This window comes from candidate division WOR-3 bacterium (genome assembly GCA_011052815.1).
GTDB lineage: Bacteria > Hydrothermota > Tepidihabitantia > SM23-42 > SM23-42 > DRIG01.
Window position 1 is genome coordinate 1 of record DRIG01000064.1, and the last position, 22,557, is coordinate 22,557.

A 22,557-nucleotide genomic window follows, 5' to 3' on the forward strand; every position below is an offset into this window, starting at 1 on the left:
AAAAATATCTTTAAACTCATCAGAACTGTTCTTGAAATTCGACCATTTTAATGCGCTTATTCCTGCCACATGTTTTAGAAACAATACTTCCTTCAGCAGTAAATTGTAATCTGGAACAGATATCTTAACCCATGACCGAATATAATATGCACTATTATCCCAGGTACCGGCTTCGTCTGAATAAATAATAAAATCTATATTCTTATTCTGCATCTTCAATTATACTAATCTCCTCCATAGTTAAAAATAATATTCCTCTCGCTTCATTCCTGTTCTCCTCTACCCTATTTCCTTACTCAGCGAAAGATCTAAAACAACCAGGCATATCTTTTGACAGTAAAACCTGTCAAAAGAAACATCCCTTCTTCTCCCATTATTATACAAACCATTTCTAACCTGTCAAGAGGATCTGGGAACACTCCCAACTCTGCTTTTCACAATGGAAATCAGTCCTCGATCTCTTTTTCGATTTTTTTAAAAACTCGATTGTATTTCTGTTTCAGTACCCTGTCAAATTTTTGCAACCACAGAGTAATATAATTTCTATCAAACCCGGGATTTTTTAAAAGCATAATTTTGATATCTTCAATATCCCTTGGTCGCCCCGAAATGATTTTATGAATAACAACATCTTCTAATGAGGCAAAATTGACATCGACTCGACCAAATTTCACTTTCTTTATGCGTTTTAATGCTTCTCTTTCATAATTTGAATAAGAAAATATAAAATCTACCCTGAGTCCAGTTTTAGGATCCAGTGTCGGTAATACCATTGTCTGCTTTACAAATTCCTCTATACTATCAGGTAGTATCGTCAGTCTGAGATGTGAGACTATATCGATAATGAGATTCAGCCCTGAAAGATCAAGTCCTAAGGTAATATCAATGTCCTTTGTAAATCGTGGTTCACCGTAAAGAAGCACTGCCTGACCGCCGATTACCATATAATCTATTTTTTTTGTATTTAATGATTTTGCAATATTCGCGAGAAGTTTATTAAACACGATTAATTACTCGTGCAATTCTAATGTCTTTTTCAATCCCGTCCAGGGAGTTTTTTAAAGGAAATATCCCTAAGTGTACTGCTTCTTGATACATACCCCACCATATACGGTAGTTCTTAAAATAGTTTGCTCTTTCTTTTCTCATCACCCTGCGTTCAAAATCATTGAGTAGCTTGGTCCTTTTGATCATAATCTTTATTAAATTATATCCAGGTTCATTTATAAGTCAAGGTGATGCAAATTAATTTCAAAATTCCAGGGCTGAAGCCGCATCAGTCTTCTAATCTCACTCTGTCATTCTGAGGAGCAACGCGACGAAGAATCTCCCTCTCCGCCCTTTGCCCATTCCCCTCTTCTCCTCCCCCTTGAGGGGGGAGGATTAAGGTGGGGGTGATCTTTCATCCAACACCGCTCCCAACGCTCCAAACGCTTCTCCGTTTCTCCTCCCCCTTGATGGGGGAGGATTAAGGTGGGGGTGATCTTTCATCCAGCGCAGCTCCTAACGCTCCAAACGATCTAAACGCTCTAAACGCTCCAAACGCTTCCCCTTCTTGTCATTCTGAGCACATTCACTCTGTTCAGTGTAAACTCCGCGAAGAATCTCTCTTTCTTACATTTCCAGACCTCGCGCCTGGATTTCTTTCTCAGGGGTACGCTATAAATGCACATATTGCACATTAATTGCACAATAATTGCACATGTTTCAATTCCTCATAGGTCTGCTATAAATCATCGGCAGTTTTCCGAGACTGCCTCGAATTTTGACCGTTTCAATTCTTCTCGGGTACGCGATGGTCACTCTGTCATTCTGGTAATTACCAGAATGACAGAGTGTTTACGAAGTGTGGGAAAATGGTGGGAATTTTATCCTCTAAATCGTCCAGTTTCGAGGGTGGACAAAATTGGATAATTTCGTAAGAAAATCAGCAATTCTCATTTTCATTTGGGATAATACCCAAAATTGTCCACTTTGTCAAGTATGATTGAGAAATTGATCCGATTCTATTGATTCAAAGGTAAATATATAAAGAACCCCAGCACGATATTTTGGAAAATCTCTACGCAGACGGTAGTTTCTTCACGGGTGCCCCTGGATTGTTCCCTATTCATTGAATAGTTGAAGGTTTTATAGTGTAAGTATATCCATACCTCCAACCTTCGCCACCTGGGCCACCCGTATAATCAGGTAATGAAAGCATTTGCTGTTCCCATCTTCGTGCTTCATCTTCACTGTTGAAACTCCATTGCTTCCAATCACTCGGATCGCCATGCTCTTGCCGACGACGAACAGGATCATCGGTTAATCCTACGTACTTCATTTTTTCCTCCTCTTTTTTCTTTCCTATTACACAGCTAACTTACCTAATACAAAAAGGTATAGCTTCAGCAGACGTGCTGCTGAAGTTCATACCTTCTCTTTTCTTCTCTCTATTATACCAACTATTTCCCGCCTGTCAAGAGGAAATCAGTTTCGAAATTTCGGGGCCAAGCACATACCTTTTGTTTATTGACACAATATTAGGTAAGACTATAATTAATTGAAAGGAGAAACTATGAACAGTGTATTAGGAATAAATGTAGTACTACTTATAGTGAATATCATTATGGTATATGCTGCTATTCGAGCAATATATATTGCCAAACATAGTCTTGAAGAAACGCAGAAGACAAGAAGAGATAATTTCTTGCCGCTCGTGATTCCACGTGGTATTGGTTGGACATCGACAAGAGTATCTACTAGTGGCGATTTCAAAATTGAGAATATTGGTCGGGGACCGGCCTGGAATATTACAATTGAATATCCAGATGGTGAGAAAAAAGAAATAGCCAAATTTTTACATCACGAAAAGTTTTCAGATGTAAATGTAACTTTACCATGGCCTGATTTTAGCAAAGTAGACAATAAGTTCATGGTAACAATGTCCTACAACGATACTTTTAATCGTTGTCTAAAAGTACGTTTTAAAGTTACTAAAGAAATGATACAACATGAAAAACAAATTTTGACATATAATCAACAAGATGGTTTTGAGTTTACTTTACCTGATTAGTATTTTGTGGTGAATTGTATGAATCATTCATTACTAAGATACTACAGATAAGAAAGAGGTAAAATATTAAAAATGCTGTTTCATGTTGTGGAGAGTATTTAACTCTGTTTTAATTCACACCGTCCGCAATTACAATCTGGCATGTGGTGAAAAACAAAGAAGAGATGTCTACTCCAAAAAAGAATGGCCCATGTATAGAAATCTTTCCTTGGGGACAAAAAATACCTGTACCAAAATACCTCTTTATAATTTCCACGTTCTTCTTGAAGCAGAGTTACATAAAATAAGTCCATTAATTTTGTACCAGAAAATACAGGGGGAGTATCTTTCTGTACATATGAGACAAAGTGCTCAGTTTGTTCTGGTAAAATGTTTGAAAACTCAATGACATAAAATCCTCTGATAATTTTCCAGACAACTCTAAAAATTCTCTTGGCATCGTAAATTTTAGCGACTATTCCTGGCAATATAATTCCGCTTTGCGTCCTAACCTCTTTGATAAATTCGCTAAAGACCTTAAGTCTTAATGATTGAGTTTTAGGTCTACCAACCATCCGCTTTATATCTTCCCATATCCCATCTAATATAGGGTTGCCGCAAGCCGAAGCGCCGATACTCAATCGAAAATATTCCTCATCTTTTTGATAATATTCATTACATTTTTTATGTGCCGGTAATGTTATAAGTTGAATATTACCTTTCCTGATTAATGCAGAGGGGAAAAATTGTTTTGGAGGAATATGATCTAAGGTTCTATTTTTTTTATCAATTTTTTTGCCACAAAGGTAGCAAGTTTCTTCCAAACTATCTTCCTCTATAATACATCTTAATTAGTTTCTAATTTCCAGGTCTGATCCCAAATGCCTTCCAACTTCAATTAATCGTTTTGGATATGACATTCTACATACTCCTTTATCTCTCCTTCTATACACGAGAATCTATCATTTTTAATCTTGAATAAACCCTTAAATTTATCACCTAAGGCGTCGGGATATTTATCAACAATGGTTAATGTTTCAAGTGGTCTTCGTCTCATAGCAACGGACTTCATAAAAAGCCATTTAGCCTTAAAATCAGTAACAGGGAGGGAATATCCGATAATAATTATTTTATTAGCCTCTTTTATTGAATTTGATGCTTCAGCCCAGAGAGAATCCAATAATTCATTCGAGTATCTCTTCGCTAATGTTGGTGGAATAATGATAGGTTCCATTTGCTTCTGACACCCTGGACACAGCGTTTTTGGATCTTCTGGGTTAATTACTTGGTCTGCAGCGACCTTTCCACTTAAGACATAGCAGTAATTCTTATTACATTTTTTACATGCCATCCAATTAAGAGAACCGTGCAATTTGATTAAACCAGGGCCATTTGAATATCCGCAGCTTCGCCGCCATTGATTATCTATATAAAATGCTGAGAAATTGCCTTTATAGTCTGGAACATCTCTTTCTGATAAAACATTATCTACCAGAAGATCCCAGTTAAATGTAATCAGTGTATCAGTAGGTTTTAAGTTTTCTATCAGCTTTTTATGGTAAGGACATCTTTTACCATACAATATTTTATTAAGTGTCAGAAAAATCATCTCCAATAACTCTTTTCGGGCCATCTTCAACTCATTTTTGGATGTTTCTAAATCGAGCATAGTTAAAACTTCTTCAATATCCAATTCCTTTTCTTTTATATCTTCTTTTTTGAAGCAGTAATATTTCTCTAAGAAGTTAAATAAATTATGGAATCTTTGTCCTTCGATAGCATTTTTATCTATCAATTGCATAGCCTTTTTGAAAAAATCTCTGGCCGTTGGAGAACGAAGAGACACTTCAGACTTATCATATCCTGCTGATGCTCCAGCACCAAGAATATATACTTTATTCATCTTTCCTCCCTTGCTGTAGTATGACATCTGCACCTACATGATAATGGTTCATCTTTACAATTGGCTCCCATTCAAGATTAAACAGGGTTCCTTGCAATTCGAATCTGTCAATCAGCATTCCCAATTTTTTCTCCTTTTATTCCTTTCCATCAATCTTATTTTCCTAATACAACAAGGTATGTTCTTTAGTAGAAAATCCTACTAAAGACATACCTTCTCTTTTCTTCTTTCTATTATACCAACTATTCCCAATCTGTCAAGGGGAAATTAGTTTCGAAATTTCGGGTCTAACCGAAACGGCTTCCTCTTGCAAGTTTTGAGCAAGATCTCTAAATTTATCTCCTATTTGAGGTACTCCTTTTCTTATATAATTTTTATTGTTTTTATTTACCAAATAAATATCAAATTCATCATCAGGTTTATCCTTTATTTTTCTACTTACCACATCAATTATTGATTGGTTTGACCAATAATGTAAAGCGATAAGACGTTCAAAATTTTTAATATCTATTATTTGACATCGCTTAACAAATTGGTGGAAGCATTGACTACCCCTGTAGTTACTTTGCGTGTCTAAAATAACCTCTTGTCTATAGAATGGAGTATTTGCAAAAAAGAATCGCCGATATGTTACAACTAAACAATAACTGTTTTTAATTTTCGAACTAATCTTGGGGACATAGCCTTTCTTTACAGCTTCATTGAATTCAAAACACTGGACAACCGCATTACCAAGTTTTTTACCTTCATCAACTTTCAATCTATTTTCATCTATATAGGGAATCGCCTCCTCAATCCCCTTACATTCAATTAACAACATCTCATCTCTACTTATAACCACAAAATCAGGGCACTTACCTCGATGCTTTAACTCTTTCTCGGAAAACCATTTTATATTGTGTTTATTATTTATTATCCCCAAAAGTTCTGCGATATACGCTTGAAACCTCTTACCAAATCTTTCGGTGAATTTATAACCATATTTTTCCTTTAGGATGTGATACGGACCAAAACATAATCTATTGGTAAAAAAATGAGGCCACGGAGCAATATAAGAATCTGCATCAAGTTGTATAAGAGGATATTTTTCGAGCACTGGCGGGCTGAATCTTTCAAAAAGATCACCTCGTAAATCATGTTTGGAAACACGTTTACGGAATTCACAAAAGTCCGATTTTATATATTTAAGAAGGAAATTAATTTTCGGGGGACGCAATATCTCAAAATTTGATTTTTTGAACTTTTCTGGGAAAAAGAGTCTCGCTCTCAATGTTATGGCATAGATTAGCATACAACCCCGACAAAACTCATAAATTGATAATTTAACTAATTCCTGAAACATCCTATCATATTCAGTGTCCTTGAATAAATAAATTGTTCTACCTATTGCGTCAGGATCCACAATTTCTTGATATGGAGCTTGAGACCATTGAAACAACCATTTGATGATTACTGTTAATGAAATATTTCTCTTTTTAGCATAGTTAAATTGAGGAAACTTCATTGCATAATAAATTTTTGCTAATGAAAAAAGATCCTTTAAATAGAATTCTTTACGCTTCTCATGTGGATTTTCGTCAGCTAATATACTCAATTTAATCATATGATACATATCATGAAGAGTAGTTTTCCGCTGTTCCTGAAGATTTTTGTCAACCACCCACATTCTTTTAGCAATAGTACTTATTAACGACCTCGGCTTAAAACGCCTAATTCGTTTTTTAAGCTGATTAATCTGATCAAAATAAATATATCTTTCGGACGAACCGTCTGTCATATTCTGATTGAATCTTCTATCTTAATTTCTTTTGGTTATTCTCCTCAGAACGGATTTGTTCGTACACTTCCTTTAAAAGATGCTGTCCCACAATACGTTGGAATTCCTTATCATTCAAAAACTTCGCTGTGATCTCTTCGTTCTGTTCCATCCGATCGATAAAAAGTCCCTCCAGCGCTTTAAGGAAAACATAGCTGAAGTTCTCCATTGTATTAGCCAAAGCAGCCTGCCGTAGATCAGAATCGGCTGCTGCATCTTCGCGAATCGAATCGAAGAAGAGCTGATCTCCGGGCTTGAACTCCGTACCGAAACGCTCATTGAGGATGTCAATCAGTTTGGAGAGTTCTATCTTCTCTCCCCGCACCATACCTGTGCCCACCGATGTTGGTCCGTCAACCTTGTATTCCACACGTGGTTCCAAAACTATCGATCCTTCGCTGATCTTCTGGAGGCGATAATATTTGAGCGCCACTTCATCATCGAAGTTATACACTGGTCCGCGGTCACCTCTTGGAAGTTTTGTTAGTAGGAAGCGAATATAGGAGTACAGTTTCTCGAGGTCTGTATCTTGAAATGGAATCACTTGCGAAAGAAAAGCATATAGATTCCTGTAAGCAACCAGCACCTTCCGGAATTCTTCACGCCTTCCTTCATCAAGTTTGTTGTACCGGTTCACTGCTGGATCGATACAAACATTCATTCGCGCATGGTCGGAAGCTGTCTGGTTTCTCTTGGGTTTGTAAAATACCTTACAGAACTCTTCAATCTCAGTCTTGTAGTAGACCTGATATGCATCAAGTTTTGCCTGGAGATCGTAAAGCTGTTTTGGTTCCGCCCGCTCACCGATCAAGGTTCGTTCGTAATACGGCTGAAATGCCGACAAAATCTCTTCCGGCTCGTTGACGAAGTCCAATACGAACGTGTCTTCCTTACCAGGATGGATACGATTGAGGCGCGAAAGCGTCTGGACCGCCTGGATGCCTGAAAGACGTTTATCTACGTACATCGTGTGGAGAAGTGGCTGATCAAAACCGGTTTGATACTTCTCAGCCACAAGCAATACTTGATATTCATCCGTAGCAAACCGTTCAGGAAGCTCCTTCTCCCGGATACCGTTATTCATGCTGACTTCAGTATACTCCACATCTGGGATATCCGGGTCGATTACCGTACCGGAAAATGCCACCAGTGTCTTTATGCCCTTGTAGCCTTTCTCAGCAATGTACTTATCGAAGGCCTGTTTATAGCGCACGGCGTGTAGGCGGCTGGATGTGACTACCATAGCCTTGGCCCTACCACCGATTTTGTGCATAGTGAAATGTCGGAAATGCTCAACCATAACCTCGGTCTTCTGCGCGATATTATGCGGATGCAGGCTCATGAAACGAGCAAGAGCCCGGGCCGCCTTTCGCTTATCCACCTTCGGATCGTCTTCAATGGCCTTCACCAACCGATAATACGTTTTGTAAGTCGTGTAGTTTTGAAGAACATCAAGTATGAATCCCTCTTCAATAGCTTGCCGCATACTGTAGATATGGAAAGGTTGTGGCTTGCCGTCCGGTCCGGGGCGGCCGAATACTTCCAAGGTTTTGTACTTAGGTGTGGCGGTAAATGCAAAAAAACTAATATTAGGCTGCCGACCACGTTTTAGTATCGTTCTGATAACTTCTTCTTCGTGGTCGAGAGTACCTTTTTCCTCGGCAATCCTTCGTGCTTCTTCCCTAATGGCAGCACCTCCGAGCACGCCCTTCAATTCGACAGCCGTTTCTCCACCTTGTGAACTGTGGGCTTCATCGATAATCACGGCGTACTTTCGTTTCGGTAAATCCCCGATTTTTTCAGTCACGAAAGGGAATTTCTGGAGGGTGGTGACGATTATGGGAACTCCTGTAGCAAGAGCATGCGCAAGCTGAGCAGAGTCTTTGTCGATCTTCTGGACTACTCCTTGTTTATGCTCAAACTGGTATATGGTATTCTGAAGCTGCTGGTCGAGCACAACCCGGTCGGTCACCACGATAATCGAATCAAAAACCTTTTCGTCATGCTCGTCGTACAGACTCGCCAAGCGGTGGGCGAGCCACGCAATGGAATTGCTTTTCCCACTGCCCGCTGAATGCTGCACCAGATAATTATTGCCCGTACCCTCTTCGCGGGCCGCCCTAACCATCTTACGCACACAGTCGAGCTGATGGTAGCGAGGAAATATCATCACCTCACGCTTCACCCTCTTCCCACCAAGTCTCTTTTCTTCGATCTGGAGATGGATGAACCGCGCCAGAATATCGAGGAAACTATGACGTTCGAGCACTTCTTCCCAAAGGTAGGATGTTTTGTACCCACTAGGGTTATCCGGATTGCCCGCCCCGAAGTCGCGTCCCTTGTTAAAGGGAAGAAAATGTGTATTCCTACCCAAAAGGCGTGTGGTCATATAAACTTCATCCGTATCAACCACAAAGTGGACCAACGTTCGTTTTTTGAAGTGAAATATCAGGTCGTTCGGATCGCGGTTGTTCTTGTACTGAATAACACCATCCCGCCAAGTTTGGCCGGTCATGGGATTCTTAAGTTCTGCAGTTGCGACCGGGATGCCGTTGAGGCTCAAAACCACATCCAGCGTATTGCCGTACCGGTTTGAGTAACGGAGCTGGCGCGTGATAGTGAAACGGTTGGCGTCGTATAATTTCTGCGTATCCGGGTTGAGGCCGCTTGCCGGGGCAAAGTAGGCCACGCGAAACAGTTTTCCGAAGCACTTAAATCCGTGACGCAAAACGGACAGACACCCCTCATGCTCAGAGTTGAGTGCCCGGCATAGATCGTCAAGCAATGTCTCCTCGGCCTTGTCCTTTTGAAGTTTCTCGAGGTACACCCATTCTTTGGGCTGGGTCTCTCGGATGAAGGCAAGAACATCTTGCGGAAACAGCCCCCGCTCCAGATCGAACGCCTCGCGGTTACCTCTTTCGTAGCCGCCCACAGTTACGAGGTGATGTTCGATGGCAGATTCAAAAGCCTGTTCTGTGTACTTACCCGGCATTAACCTGAACCTCTCCACTCGAAACAGATCGCCAAATCCTTAAGCATAGAAAAGGTATCCTTGTAAGTTACATTGAAATGCGCGCAAACGTCTGGCAGCAGGATCCGGCTTCTTGATTGGGGCCGAGGTTGCTCATTCGTGATGACCGTCGCGTCGTGAACCATCGCATAGGCCACAAGCCAGCCATCCGCTTCAGTCGCGAACTTGGCCTTGGCTTGATCGGAATACTGCGCATTCCGCTGCACCCAGAGCATAATCATTTCATAATTTGATATTACGGCTTTGTCGTCCGTACCCTTGAAAAATTCGGACGGCAAGTCGCTTCTCACCCATTGAACAAGGTCCTCCGTAGGGCGTCCGCTCAACAGCTCTGTTCTGACCCTGTCGATACTGCAAACATTACCTTCACCATGATGATGAATCAGACTGTCCCAAAATCCGGGGCATATCGCAAAAGCGTAATAGCTGTTCTTTGCTGCAATAAATACGTCTGAATCCAACACGTAGGGGCAATTCATGCTCATGGCAGACTTACTCCTAAACGAGAGGCATATTCTTGAAAAGTGCCGCCTCGCAACCCAACCAGATCATAGGCTTCCTTGAAGCTCAATCGTCCCTCTTTTGCAGCACGGATAACGTGCAAGGCGAATCTTTCGCCGACGCGCAAGTTCTGATTGTTGTAAAAATCGCCCCCTCCTCCAGCAGGACGGCGCCAGTACTCCTGTTCTGTGTATTCTTGGTAGAACTCAAAAAAGGTTTTTCGCCCTACCAAGCGCAGGTCCATCGCTCGGCGACCGGCTACAATAGGGCTGACTTTGAAACGCCGGGCAATGGCCTCGAACGGCATGGCTTCGTGCCGGATTTCCCGCCAGTACTCTTTCAGCTCCCAAGCGGGGATCAGGAACTCGGCTGCCGCCCGATCACACCACGACTCAATCCTTTGCGACGGCCGGAATATCAGACCCGTATTGGTCAACGCGCTTTGTCCCAACCAGATATGCGCCAGTTCGTGTGCCAAGGTGAACATCTGTGCAGATTTCGCGTCAGCTCCATTAACAAAAATAAGAGGAGCGTACTCGTCGCTGAGGGCAAAACCGCGAAATTCCTCAACGTTCAACTTGCGGTGGGTGTTATTTCCCACAATACCATTGATAACCGCCATAATGCCCAGTTCTTCTACGGCTCGTCGCAGTTTTCCAACTGCTTCCGTCCATGTGGGGACTTGGGCAGCCCACTCTTTCTCAAATCCTATAACTCGCCGCATCTCCTGTCCTACTGCTTCTGGATCATCGCGCAGTCGAGCGCTCCCCACCAACTCCACTGGGTCCGCTCCGCACTCGATCAATTCCTCCCGAAGCCATGCTTGCCGCCGTTGCATCGCGTAGATCGTATCGAGAAGGTCCGGACTTGGGTACCTGAATCCCTCGTCCCGGATTGTGCGTAAGTCAGGAATCGGAATTCGTTCCTCTGGAGGTTCAGGAAGAAACAGGTAACCTAAAGGTACGCGGACAAAATTGGCGTAGGCCTCGAGCTGCTTGAGTGTTGGTTTGACATCACCGCTCTCCCACTGATCAATCTTAGGAAACCTTCTGCGCAGGCTGGCCATGCTCCGGCCTGCCCGCTCCCGTGCCCATCGTAAGAGTTCCGGTTTGACCTCAATGCGCCTCACGCCACCTCCTCTCGTACATCTATTTTACCCGTAACACAGGCGGAAATCAAGGCCGTTCGGTACTCACGGAGCAGTTCGATGGATTTCCTGATCTTCTCAATCAGTGCGTCAATCCGCGCTGTTTCCCGGTCCAGGAATGCGGCAATAGCGCGTTGTTCGTCAACAGGAGGCGCTACCAGATAAACTGCGCCCAATTTGTCTCGACTCAGCTCTTGAAAAGTCGAACCTTGTCCCCAAGATTCCAACTCTTGCCTTGCTGTTAGCAGCTGATAGTAAAAGAACCGCGTTTCATCCTTGGTGTGGAATACCAAACAACGGCATCCTTGATTCGTACATAGGGGTACGGCGGCAATTGCAAGGTGACCTATTGGGGCCCGTGTGGATAACACCAAGCTACCGGCTGGTGCAAGTGTTGTTCCACAACTATTGTAGCCATCTTCGGTAATCATCCTCCGAGTAGAAAACAATGTATCACCTTGTAAACTGCCTAAATCATCCGGAGTTGCCCATGGAATATCTCCATCCCAGTATGATGGCTCACCACTTTTGGGCGTTGAGCCGTTTAGAATTCTGAATACGCGTTTGAGGGTTTTTACCTCCCAATGCTCCGGAATCTCCCCCAGCCACTCGATGCCGGAGTCTTTCATTTTGACGTTGGGGTTGAGTCCTTTGGTGACGGCGTGGCTGATGCCAGCGGCGCGCTTCTCTTGCAATAGCTCAATCTGACGCTCTTTCTTTTCTATCAATACATCAATTCGCACCGTTTCCCGGTCGAGAAACGCGGCAATGGCACGTTGTTCGTCTACCGGTGGGAATAGGACGGGGATATGGTTCATTTTGTCCTGCGTCAACTTGTCCCTCGTTGTACCATCAATAAAGGCAGCGTAATCTGTCATATTCAACACGTGGACGAGATAACGTGGTTCAGTGCTCCGCAGAGCTCGAAGAACATGAATATGGTTGTTGACCCAAACCTTGCCGGTTACGAAAAAGGCTACATCTTTGAATCTCTCAAAAAAGGGGGCTCCATCTTCTCCCAACAAGACGAGCTTTTCGTCGAATAGCCAGTCGTTCAAATAGTCAACGATGCCATTTGCTCCCCAGTAAGGGTATTCTCCCTGCATTCGGCCTCGTTGCTCCGCATTGAGTGGAATACGACGACCGTCAAGACATCGGGTTACATACTTGAGTCGTTTTATCTCCCAATGTTCCGGAATCTCGCCCAGCCACTCGATGCCAGAGTCCTTGTATCGCGGATAGGGGCGATAGCGCCGGGCCGTGGTCTGAGTGCCATGCGCAACGGCGGGCCTCATTTCGTCACCCCTGTCTGCCGCGCTGCTTCGCTCTGCGGCCTGCCTGTCGGGCACACGGGCGCAGGCAGGTCCGCGAGCATGTCGGCAATTCCCACAGGCTCGCCCAGCGGCTCTCCTGCTATGAACCACCGCACCGTTCCTTGGCCTTTGTTGTTGACATCCAGGATCAGAAAGACGCCGACCTTATAACGGTATTCGCCGCGCGGATCAGTGAAGCCTTGCAGCTTATTAATGTCCCTTTCGTTGTCGGCGGAGCAATTCCTGGCGTTCGACTTCTTTACTTCGATGACCAACAGATTGTTGTCCTGAACTCCTCGCTTGTGGATGATAATATCCGGGTAAACGGTAACCGCATCCAGGTCATCGGAACGGCAGTCCGTTGGGCCAACGGGGAGACGCTTCGTCTCGTTGCCTTGTCGGTTGTACTCACAATCCACATTATAATCCGGGAAGGCTTCGTGGAGATGTTCTGCGAGACAATGCGTGATCGATCGCTCGTTGACGTTGAGGCCGAGCAGATCGCCGTCCTTACTCAGGAAACCCACGAGGGCGGAACGGAAGCGATCACGAACCTCAGGTGGAACGCCGCCGTTCATTCCGTCACCTCCGCGAGCATGTCCGCGATTTCCTGCTCAATCTTCTTCAAGTCGGCTTCGATTTCCTCCAGTGGTCGCGGAGGCGTATACTTGTAGAAGTAGCGGTTGAAGTTAATCTCGTAGCCTATTCTTGTCTTGCTGTGATCGATCCAGGCGTCGGGAACATGTGGCAAGACTTCCCGTTCAAAATAAGCCTGCACATCTTCCTTCAGCGGCACGTTCTCGTAATCGCGCAATTCTGGATCAGGATCGGGATTGCCCTTGGAATCAGTGCAGATGTCCGCCGTTTCATCCCGCTCCGCCAGCGCCATAAGTATGGCCTTGAAAAGGGACGCTGGGACTTTGATGCTCGCTTTCCTGAACGCCTCTTTCAACATCTTCACAAAACGATCGCGGTTCTTGACCACACCCATCCCACTCAAGTCGTTAAGTGCCGATAGGATCGCTTCCTGAAGTCTCTTCCCTTCAGCTATCTCGGATTCGGCCTTCTTTTTATCCTTGCGCTTCTTACTCGTTGCCAGGTTCAGGAATTGTCTGGTTTCACGTACGCGCGCAAGTCGTTCGTCTGTAACAGTGAAATTCAACTTCAAAGGTCGCTCTACCGTGATACGCCGGTAGCCGAAGTCCTCGTTATCGAATATCTTGACATACTCTTTTTCCCTAAACTCGCCGTAGAGGCGGGTGATTTCTTCTCGTTGGTCTTCGCATATCTCGTGGCGCTTCTGGCCCAAACTCTTGCGCATTTTCTTGAAGAAAGTCCTGGCATCCACAAGTTGAACTTTGCCTCTGCGCTTCCTTTCCTTCCGGTTCGTAACAATCCAGAGGTAGGTATAGATGCCGGTATTATAGAAAAGCTGGTCGGGCAGGGCGACAATGCCTTCCAGCCAGTCGTTTTCGATAATCCAGCGACGGATTTCACTCTCGCCAGAGCCTGCACCGCCGGTAAACAAAGGAGACCCGTTGAAAACTATGGCAAGGCGCGTGCCACCTTCTTTGGGATCCTTCATCTTACTGATCATATGTTGCAGAAAAAGCAAGGACCCATCGTTGATGCGCGGCAGTCCCGCGCCGAAGCGGCCTCCGAAGCCCTGTTCCTCATGTTCCCGCTTGATAAAATCAGCCTCAGGTTTCCACTCCACACCGAAAGGTGGATTAGCCAACATATAATCAAACTTTTTATCATGGAAACGGTCTTCCGTGAAACTATCCCCAAAAGCGATGTGATCAATATTATAACCCTTGATCAGCATGTCCGAGCCGCAAATAGCATAGGCCTGCGGGTTGAAATCCTGTCCAAAGACCTCGAGACGTGCGTCAGGGTTAAGCTCGCGTACATAGCTTTCAGCAACAGAAAGCATCCCTCCGGTGCCGCAGGCAGGGTCATAAAGAGTTTTAATGATGCGTTTCGTGGTGAGAATATCGGTGTCAGGGAGAAACAGAAGGTCAACCATTAGCCGGATAACTTCGCGCGGCGTGAAATGGTCGCCCGCTTCTTCGTTACTAGCTTCGTTGAAACGCCTGACAAGTTCCTCAAAGATATAGCCCATCTCTCGGTTGGACACTCTGTCCGGGTGGAGATCTATTTCGCAGAACTTTGATACGAGAAGATACAACCGATTGGCTTTGTCGAGTTTGGCAATGTGTTCCTCAAAGCCGAAGTGCTCGATGATCTCGCGGGCACGACTGGAGAAACCTTTGATGTAGTTCGTAAGATTGGCTGCGATGTTGTTGGGATCACCTTTCAGCTTTTCGAATGTAAAGCGACTCGTGTTGTAAAATGGTACACCGGATACCCGACAAAGGATGGGTTCCACGTTTTTAAGCTTGGAGTCTTGCAGCTTCCTGAGCTTGTTCAATACTTTTTCCTTGGTCGGTTCCAACACGCAGTCAAGCCGCCGAAGGGCTGTCATCGGAAGCATGACATCCTTGTATTGATTCGGCCGATATGGCCCGCGCAGGAGATCTGCAACAGACCAGATGAAACTAACCTTTTCACCGAAGTTATTCACGGTCTCCCTTCTTTTCTAGCTTCCCGCACAGTCCTTTGAAATACACTGAATTTAAAAAATCCAACATTTCATCAGCTACATCCCACAATCTTTTTTCAACTTCAGCTATATGATTTTTTGTCATTAACCATCCTCCTTTTCCCTATCGTACTCCAAGCACCACCTTAATAAATTTACACTTTTTTAACATTATGTCAACTGTTTTCAATTTTCATATCTTACAAAAAAAAAGGTATGGCTTCAGCAGACGTGCTGCTGAAGTTCATACCTTCTCTTTTCTTCTCTTTATTATACCAACTATTCCCCACCTGTCAAGGGGAAATTAGTTTCGAAATTTCAGGGGTAAGGCCACTAATGTCACTCCGTCATTCTGGTAATTACCAGAATGACGGATTGTGGTCGTGTTGTAAAGATCCGACTTCGTGGTTTTTTTAAAATAACGTTGACAACTTATAAATTTTAATTATAGTAAATTATTATGCAGCTTTTGAGAGAATTAAATTGTTATATAAAAAATTCCCACAGTAATGTTGTCCTAAACATAAAATCTGCTGCTGTTTTATGCATAATAATTAGTTTGTCATTCATATCATGCGCGACGCCAATAGCGTTGAAACCGAAAACGCCGTATGCTGCTCAATATTTAAAAAAAGCTAAAAGACACCCAACTGAATATATGATTCCCCGCTCCAAAGACTATCTTGTCTGGGGAAGGGCTCAGAGTTTTGTTGCCAAATACGGTGACATGAAATTACAGATAATTTCAGATTTTGTTATTGATACCTACAACCCAACTATGGGTAATCTTGGATTCAGAATAATTAAAACACCGGTGGGAGATAGTTTACAAATAACCGTGCAGTGCGTGGCAGGGGGAACCGAACTGATGCCGGTTGCGGTTGACTATTCTCATTTATGCGCATACTACCTGAGAAGTGGAATCGAACCACCTTTTGATGAATATGAAAAAATAGAGTGCAGACCTTCTCCGTTTCCTGCATTAGCTATTTTATCCGGTATCGGAATTATTGTTTATCTACTTATCGCCGCCTCAATTTATTGATTTGACATTAAAGCACGCTATCTACTATGGTATACTTTTATCACTCCCAAACTCAAAAAAAGCGTTAATCGCTCTTTCAATAGTGTTTATTTTATACGTTAAATCCCAGTTGCAATATGTAATAAGAAGATAATATCTTCTAAAAACAGCTACAAGTTCATCAATGCATTTATGGCCCTCTTTGAACTTCGGTATATTTTTTCTAAAACATCTCTGATTATAGGCATGGTGTCCAATGTATTTATGTCTGAATTTTACTAACGGTTTGGAGACTTCATTAATGCGTTGAAGATCTTTCGTTACAATCTCAGAATCAATATACTCACCGCTACCAGCCCACTCTGTAAATTCTTCATTAAGACGGCGCTTTTCACATGCCCTTGTAAAATCACTTTCATTTTTTAAATTTAAACGCGTATAAGCACGCCTCGAAATTAATTCAGGATTCTGTTTTATCTTATTCAGTAGTCGTAATAAAGAAATTACATCATTCCTGTTGTCAATAAGACGATAAATACCCGCAACTATTGATGCGCTGTAGGTTACACCAAGATACCAATAAAAAGTACTTCTTTGAGGATATCTTTTTGAATTTGTGAAAATCTTGCCTAATGTTTTATAAATGGCTTTTAATCTCAGTAAATATTCAATTTCTGGTCTTATATGGTTTTCTAGCCATCTCTTCCATTTTCTTTTTATATGTGACTTTCGTTTATTTTTATGTCTATTTCTATTCCTCACTTTTTTGAATCTGGTTTTCGGCTGGTGTGGGTGATGATTTTTTCACAGGTGACGCGGGAATTATCTTCATATCTTTCCTTTCCATCTTTTCAAGCTCTTTTTGCTTCCGGAGTTAAACCCTCTTCTAGCCATTTTCCCCAGTAAAACTCAGCGCTGTAGTTGTGGTCTATGGATTCCAACTGTGTTAATCAGAATTTACTCTCAAATTTGCCTAACATTTTTTATTAAATCCAATATTCTTCTAACTTCTTCTAATTTCCTTTTATATGTGTTTGGTATTTGGTAATGAAAGAGTAAGAAGTCGTCAGAACTCAGAACCTTCCATGACATTAGATATGATAACACATCTACAATGATAATACCAGGCGTTAAATTGGTAGAATCTACTAAGAAAGGTTTTTCGAATAAAAAATAATCCCTTTGTTTAAAAATTTCATTAATTTCTAAGAACAATTCATTCTCCTTTACATCATTACGTTTGTCCATATAAAGTGCAATTAATCTTTTGTCTCCTTTTCTAGAACTTGGTTTAGGTAAGTTTCTTCCAATAGACTTTAGTAATAAAATATAATTATCTTTGATTTTCCCTTTAAAATTATAAGCAAAATAAAACGTATAGCGTGCATTCTTTTTAGCTTTTGAACTCTTAGCTATTTTATAGATAAAAGTTATACGCTTCTCTACAGGTACAGAAGAATCTCCTTTTTTAGAAAATATATATCTACCTTTAAATTCAATTTTAGAAGTCCATTTCAGTTCAGAAAAAGCCTTTTGAAAACTTTCTTTAAATTTTATATAATTTTTTGTATCAATTAAAATTGCTCCTACACCTAAAAAGTTTCGTTCTTTCTGAGGTATAGTAACTTCATCTATAAATAGAAACTTCATACTTAAACCTCTTTAAATTTATTCCTTCGCTCATTTTCATCTCTCCAAACCTTCATATATTGTTTTCACCCCCGGATTAAGTTTTAACCGGTAGAAATTGTCATTGAATTTTTTATCATTCTCAAACTCGTTGAAACCCCTTTTAGTCCTTTGTAAAACCTTCTTCCTATGTTATTCGATTCGGTCCCAGCCAATGTCAACAGCACCGGACATAATCTCTGGAATTTTCTTTATGGGTAAACCAACCTCAATTAATCGCCTGCAAACCATAATAATTCTTACCTCTTCTTAAATTTTGATGTGTATTTATTGAAAAAGTGTTTTGCTAGAGCTTTTGTATTCATTTTTTCATACATGTCTATTTTTTTATCTATTCTTTTATCTCTTGGAACATCAATTATCATATGAAGTACATTTTTGAATCTGGATGCTGGACCTTCGCTGTCAAGTCGTCCTATAATAATAAGATCGTTATCAAGTGCATCCATCAACGAAGAAATATTTTGTGAATTCCAAGATTTTATCATTTGTTTGTTATAGTACTCTGCTCCCCAAGAGCATCCATATTGATTGCCAATATATGAAAGAAATACAGCTCGAGTACATTGGTCTATTGCCGAGGAAGGAATAACGTCGCCCAACTCATAAAGTTCTTTAGCGTATCTAGGTTCATTGTGGAAATTATCTATGCCTTGACACGCTTCATATAATTTTTCAGCTGCACTTGTGAAGATTGCTACACGAATAGATTCGGGTACAAATTTAAATCCATCAACTTTTTTGATAAATATTAAAGCTTGTTTATTCGCCATAGAATCTGCTTCGGTCCTTAATTTGGCTATTACCCTTCCAATCCTTGATTTTGTACTTGAATCTGCAAGTTCCCATAAAACAGGAGCCAATGTTAATATGTTATTGATATAGATGTGGTTAGATTTTTCTTTAATAAAGTCGTCGAAAAGTCTATTGAGTGTAATATTTACTATCTTAGATGATTGTTCACGATAAGTTGCCTCAAATTCAGATATACTAGAAGATACATCTTCTGTTTGGAGTTTCTTTAACAAGTTTTTTAAATTTATACCTGGGGAGGGAACTTGATGAGCTAAAACATACTTAATACAATTTTTGATTATATTTAGCGCTTCGATTGGATCGAGTAGAGCGTCAAATTGATGTGCTAAAGAATAGTGGTTTCGTATTTCTCTCGCCTTATGCAAAAAAAACCATGCTTCTTCTGAAATAATGCCGAGTTCGAAACAATGATCAATTAAATTTTTATCATCAAGAATATTTATTAAGTCTCTTTCATCGTGAATTTCCTTCTTAATTATTGCTTCCAAGTGTTCTTTGCCATATGCCATTACTTTGGTACGCAAATCTGCCATAGCTCTATTCCAAAAGTAAAGACAAGCTGAGTCATAGGCTTCAATCTGCCATACATCCAAGGCTTTTTCTATCCAAGGACCATGACATTCTTTACGAATTGCCCTTTTAATAGTGGCGGGTTCTATTTTTGAATGAGAAAGCTTTTTCAACGCAAGTAAACGATCTTTTTGGGCTGGATCATCAATTGGTGTTGCAGGCAAAATTTCTCCTTTGTTCACAGCTCAAAACCTCCTTCAATCTAAAATATATTTGATGCAAATCTATAGGTTTATACATGTTCTCGATCATCTCTTCTACTTCTTCTTGCTTCTCGAAAAAGGAAGCGATTTTAGTTTTGCTCTTAAATTTTTCTTCAAAAGCGATACTATCTCTTTTCATCTTTCCTCCCTTGCTGTAGTACAACATCTTGAACTGCACCTACATGATAATGATTTATATCTACAATTGGTTCCCATTCAAGATTAAACAGGGTTCCTTGCAATTCGAATCTGTTAATCAGCATTCCAATTTTTTTTCTCCTTTTATTCCTTTCCATCAATCTTATTTTCCTATACAACAAGGTATGTTCTTCAGTAGAAAATTCTACTAAAGACATACCTTCTCTTTTTCTTCTCACAATTATACACATTATTTTCAATTTGTCAAGGGGAAATTAGTCTCTAATTTCTAGGTCTAACCCTTCTTTTATCTATTTAATTAAGGATTTGTTTCGAAGAATCCGCTCAAAAAACGGTTATTTAATAATTTGTGACATTTTATGTCAAATTAGTGACATAAAATGTCACAAGCGCAAACCATTGTGCTGCTTCATTTTGCTCAATTTTAGCAATGAAATTGTGGATAACCTACTGACAAAAATGTCAATAAAATTTTACAAAATCCCGAAATTTCAAGACTTTACACCTGGCACGGATTTTGCTTATTAATATGGGTATGAAACGGCGCAAATTTTATACTTATATTATTAAACTAATCTTTTACGTTTATAATGTTCGGTATCTCTTAAGATGCTTAATCCGAAGACTGATGGTTTAGGAAAATATTGGCAAGAGATTTACTAAAACTACAGATAATTGCCGCCTGTACGCATGGTTTTGCTAAATCTTCCAGGAAATTGTTTATTGCGGATAAGAGATTATTTATATAGATGAACTTTATTTCATTCGGATTTTTCTGTAAGCTCCGCAATCTATCGCTTTCATAACTAAAAATTTCGTATTTTAACAACAATTGATGACCAACTAATCCGGCCGTCTCTGAAACCTCAAAATTACTGATGCGTATTTCATTTTTAATAACCGAGAAAGATGGGAGAACTTCGTACCAGGCATTTTGTAACAAATTTAAAAATCGATTTTCTTTAATACCCAATAAATGTAAATTACTCACAATGAATTCAAGATCAAGCTGGATTCTATCAATAAATTTTAAAATCAAAGTTTTATCAAGAGACATTGATTTCATGCTACCTTATTTAAGAAGCTCCCAGGGTTCTAAACCAAAAGCCTTGGCAATCCGCTCTATATTAATTAAACTGACGTTACGCTCGCTGCGTTCAATACTACCAATATAAGTTCGATGTAAACCCGCATTCTTCGCTAACGTCTCTTGAGACCACCCTTTTTTTCTCCGTAATTCCTTCACCTTTACACCGAACTTTTTAAGTATGGTTATATCGCGCACATACGATTTTATCATTTCTTTCAGTTTTTTCAATGAGACTATAAGTAGCATTTTGATATCTTTCTTCTTGACTTTTAATTTATTCTGGATACTATAATCATGAAAAGAGAAGGTATGTTTGTTCTATAGTTCTATTTTCGAGCTATAGAGCAGATGTATCTTTTTTGTTTATTAAAAAACAACAAAAGGAGGTATATGGATTCAACATCAAGCAGTGACATAATTTTAATCATAATAGGCTTTGTTGGCTTATCGATTATGATAATCGTTAAATATCTAATAGATAAAAAGAGAGCAATGATCGAATCAAAAGAAGTGGGAAACGTAATAACAAAGGCATTAACAGAACTCCAAAAAACACCGCAGGATGTTTTAGAGATAATGTACCGTAATGTTGCAGAATTAAAAGGATACTATACAACGAATAAACAACAGGCAAAAAATGCATACAACTCTGCATTATTTGTATGTTTTCTTGGATTTACGATTTTTATAATAGGAGTAGCAATTAACTACCTTTCGCCGGCTAAAAAAACGATTATTCCCTACGCAACACTTGCTGGAGCAATCGTTGAAGTTATTTCAGGACTATTCTTCTGGTTATACAGTCAGACTGTTAAGCAAATAAATACTTTCCATGATAAATTAATAGAAACTCAACGCTACCTTGCAGCAATTCAAATAGCAAAAAGTATCTCAGATGAAAATCGCGATAAGGTTTACGCTAATATTGTAGATAAACTAATGAAAGCGAAAAAGTAATGGCTTGTGGAAAAAAGAGTTGCCGGAGGCAATTTAAATGAAGATGAAGCTTATCTATGCACCCGTTATCCACTGTACGGAATATAAATTTCTATTACACCCATAATCCAGCATAAGATTTAATCAAATCCCACCATTCTGATGGCGTAAGAATCTTAATTGGCAGAGATTTAAGGTAGTCACGATATTTTAAAATTGTTCTCCAATCCCTGGTACAGAAACAATCGCATCTATATACAACAGCATCACATATAAGAATACGGTCTTCGATGTCGGGCAGTATATTTAAAATGCCAGATGATAAAAGCTTAATTCTAGCATGTTCAGCTTCGAGGAAGGACGGTAAATCATCATTTTGATCCAGTATGTTAAGCCAACAATGCCAAACATCCATAAACCAATTTTCAAGATAATACTTTTTTGTAGCATCTTGAGTTTCTATTATCTCTTTATAAGTGAAAGGAGATATTGCTAATTGCCATGACGCTCTCTTTCCAGTAAGAAAGATATTATAGAATGCCTCAATATCATTTATAATCCTTTTACTCAATGTTGTAGGTGAAGACATACCATCAAATATATGTTCACCATATTCCAGAATAAAATTTAAAGAAGATGTATCTAAAAAAACTCGTCCAGGAATTTCTTCAAATTTCATTCAATTCTCCTCCATATGACATATATCGAACAAGGCTTTCT

The 22,557-nt window shown here is 40.6% G+C and carries 22 protein-coding genes; 3 read left to right on the forward strand and 19 right to left on the reverse strand.

Going from position 1 to position 22,557, the window contains the following annotated elements:
* Positions 1–446 precede the first annotated feature (446 nt).
* Together ENI34_05995 and ENI34_06000 are read right to left on the reverse strand one after the other, a co-directional pair.
* Positions 447–1,004, reverse strand: a complete 558-nt coding sequence (locus ENI34_05995) for a hypothetical protein (protein HEC78677.1) — start codon at positions 1,002–1,004, stop codon at positions 447–449.
* Positions 1,005–2,110: 1,106 nt separating this feature from the next.
* Positions 2,111–2,323: a hypothetical protein gene (locus ENI34_06000; GenBank protein ID HEC78678.1), complete on the reverse strand. Its 213-nt coding sequence runs from the start codon at positions 2,321–2,323 to the stop codon at positions 2,111–2,113.
* 234 nt (positions 2,324–2,557) lie between these two features.
* Between ENI34_06000 and ENI34_06005 the strand changes: the two genes are divergently transcribed.
* Positions 2,558–3,055, forward strand: a complete 498-nt coding sequence (locus ENI34_06005; protein HEC78679.1) for a hypothetical protein — start codon at positions 2,558–2,560, stop codon at positions 3,053–3,055.
* A gap of 98 nt (positions 3,056–3,153) precedes the next feature.
* Here ENI34_06005 and ENI34_06010 read toward each other — a convergent pair whose 3' ends face one another.
* The 9 genes from ENI34_06010 to ENI34_06050 all read right to left on the reverse strand — a co-directional run bounded on the left by ENI34_06010 (position 3,154) and on the right by ENI34_06050 (position 15,332).
* Positions 3,154–3,858: a hypothetical protein gene (locus tag ENI34_06010; GenBank protein ID HEC78680.1), complete on the reverse strand. Its 705-nt coding sequence runs from the start codon at positions 3,856–3,858 to the stop codon at positions 3,154–3,156.
* A 74-nt stretch (positions 3,859–3,932) separates the two neighbouring features.
* Complete coding sequence (locus ENI34_06015) at positions 3,933–4,964, reverse strand: hypothetical protein (protein ID HEC78681.1); 1,032 nt, start codon at positions 4,962–4,964, stop codon at positions 3,933–3,935.
* A gap of 229 nt (positions 4,965–5,193) precedes the next feature.
* Positions 5,194–6,540: a hypothetical protein gene (locus ENI34_06020; protein HEC78682.1), complete on the reverse strand. Its 1,347-nt coding sequence runs from the start codon at positions 6,538–6,540 to the stop codon at positions 5,194–5,196.
* 190 nt (positions 6,541–6,730) lie between these two features.
* The gene (locus ENI34_06025; GenBank protein ID HEC78683.1) at positions 6,731–9,745 is read right to left on the reverse strand and encodes a type I restriction endonuclease subunit R; all 3,015 of its coding nucleotides are present in this window, start codon (positions 9,743–9,745) and stop codon (positions 6,731–6,733) included.
* Positions 9,745–10,263: a DUF4411 family protein gene (locus ENI34_06030; GenBank protein HEC78684.1), complete on the reverse strand. Its 519-nt coding sequence runs from the start codon at positions 10,261–10,263 to the stop codon at positions 9,745–9,747. Before ENI34_06030 ends, ENI34_06025 begins: the two co-directional genes overlap by 1 nt.
* 2 nt (positions 10,264–10,265) lie before the next feature.
* On the reverse strand, positions 10,266–11,414 hold the full coding sequence (locus ENI34_06035; GenBank protein ID HEC78685.1) for an ImmA/IrrE family metallo-endopeptidase: 1,149 nt from the start codon (positions 11,412–11,414) through the stop codon (positions 10,266–10,268).
* Entirely contained in the window at positions 11,411–12,727 is a 1,317-nt protein-coding gene (locus tag ENI34_06040) for a restriction endonuclease subunit S (protein HEC78686.1), read from the reverse strand. Before ENI34_06040 ends, ENI34_06035 begins: the two co-directional genes overlap by 4 nt.
* Positions 12,724–13,323 (reverse strand): hypothetical protein, encoded by a 600-nt coding sequence (locus ENI34_06045; GenBank protein HEC78687.1) that lies wholly within the window; start codon positions 13,321–13,323, stop codon positions 12,724–12,726. Before ENI34_06045 ends, ENI34_06040 begins: the two co-directional genes overlap by 4 nt.
* The gene (locus tag ENI34_06050) at positions 13,320–15,332 is read right to left on the reverse strand and encodes an SAM-dependent DNA methyltransferase (protein HEC78688.1); all 2,013 of its coding nucleotides are present in this window, start codon (positions 15,330–15,332) and stop codon (positions 13,320–13,322) included. The genes ENI34_06045 and ENI34_06050 overlap by 4 nt, the downstream gene beginning before the upstream one ends.
* 478 nt (positions 15,333–15,810) lie before the next feature.
* Here ENI34_06050 and ENI34_06055 point away from each other — a divergent pair, with 478 nt between their 5' ends.
* Positions 15,811–16,395 (forward strand): hypothetical protein, encoded by a 585-nt coding sequence (locus ENI34_06055; protein ID HEC78689.1) that lies wholly within the window; start codon positions 15,811–15,813, stop codon positions 16,393–16,395.
* Positions 16,396–16,419: 24 nt separating this feature from the next.
* Here ENI34_06055 and ENI34_06060 read toward each other — a convergent pair whose 3' ends face one another.
* The 7 genes from ENI34_06060 to ENI34_06090 form a co-directional block, all read right to left on the reverse strand.
* The gene (locus tag ENI34_06060; protein ID HEC78690.1) at positions 16,420–17,136 is read right to left on the reverse strand and encodes a hypothetical protein; all 717 of its coding nucleotides are present in this window, start codon (positions 17,134–17,136) and stop codon (positions 16,420–16,422) included.
* 201 nt (positions 17,137–17,337) lie between these two features.
* Complete coding sequence (locus ENI34_06065) at positions 17,338–18,024, reverse strand: hypothetical protein (protein ID HEC78691.1); 687 nt, start codon at positions 18,022–18,024, stop codon at positions 17,338–17,340.
* Between the two features lie 278 nt (positions 18,025–18,302).
* Complete coding sequence (locus ENI34_06070; GenBank protein HEC78692.1) at positions 18,303–19,631, reverse strand: hypothetical protein; 1,329 nt, start codon at positions 19,629–19,631, stop codon at positions 18,303–18,305.
* Positions 19,594–19,791 (reverse strand): hypothetical protein, encoded by a 198-nt coding sequence (locus tag ENI34_06075; protein HEC78693.1) that lies wholly within the window; start codon positions 19,789–19,791, stop codon positions 19,594–19,596. The genes ENI34_06070 and ENI34_06075 overlap by 38 nt, the downstream gene beginning before the upstream one ends.
* Positions 19,778–20,029, reverse strand: a complete 252-nt coding sequence (locus ENI34_06080) for a hypothetical protein (protein HEC78694.1) — start codon at positions 20,027–20,029, stop codon at positions 19,778–19,780. The genes ENI34_06075 and ENI34_06080 overlap by 14 nt, the downstream gene beginning before the upstream one ends.
* Positions 20,030–20,424: 395 nt before the next feature.
* A complete protein-coding gene (locus tag ENI34_06085; protein HEC78695.1) occupies positions 20,425–20,877 on the reverse strand; it encodes a hypothetical protein in 453 nt (150 codons plus the stop codon).
* Between the two features lie 6 nt (positions 20,878–20,883).
* Complete coding sequence (locus ENI34_06090) at positions 20,884–21,111, reverse strand: XRE family transcriptional regulator (GenBank protein ID HEC78696.1); 228 nt, start codon at positions 21,109–21,111, stop codon at positions 20,884–20,886.
* A 180-nt stretch (positions 21,112–21,291) separates the two neighbouring features.
* On the opposite strand from ENI34_06090, the gene ENI34_06095 reads away from it, so the two are divergent.
* On the forward strand, positions 21,292–21,858 hold the full coding sequence (locus ENI34_06095) for a hypothetical protein (GenBank protein HEC78697.1): 567 nt from the start codon (positions 21,292–21,294) through the stop codon (positions 21,856–21,858).
* A gap of 94 nt (positions 21,859–21,952) precedes the next feature.
* Here ENI34_06095 and ENI34_06100 read toward each other — a convergent pair whose 3' ends face one another.
* Positions 21,953–22,516, reverse strand: a complete 564-nt coding sequence (locus tag ENI34_06100) for a hypothetical protein (protein ID HEC78698.1) — start codon at positions 22,514–22,516, stop codon at positions 21,953–21,955.
* Positions 22,517–22,557 lie beyond the last annotated feature (41 nt).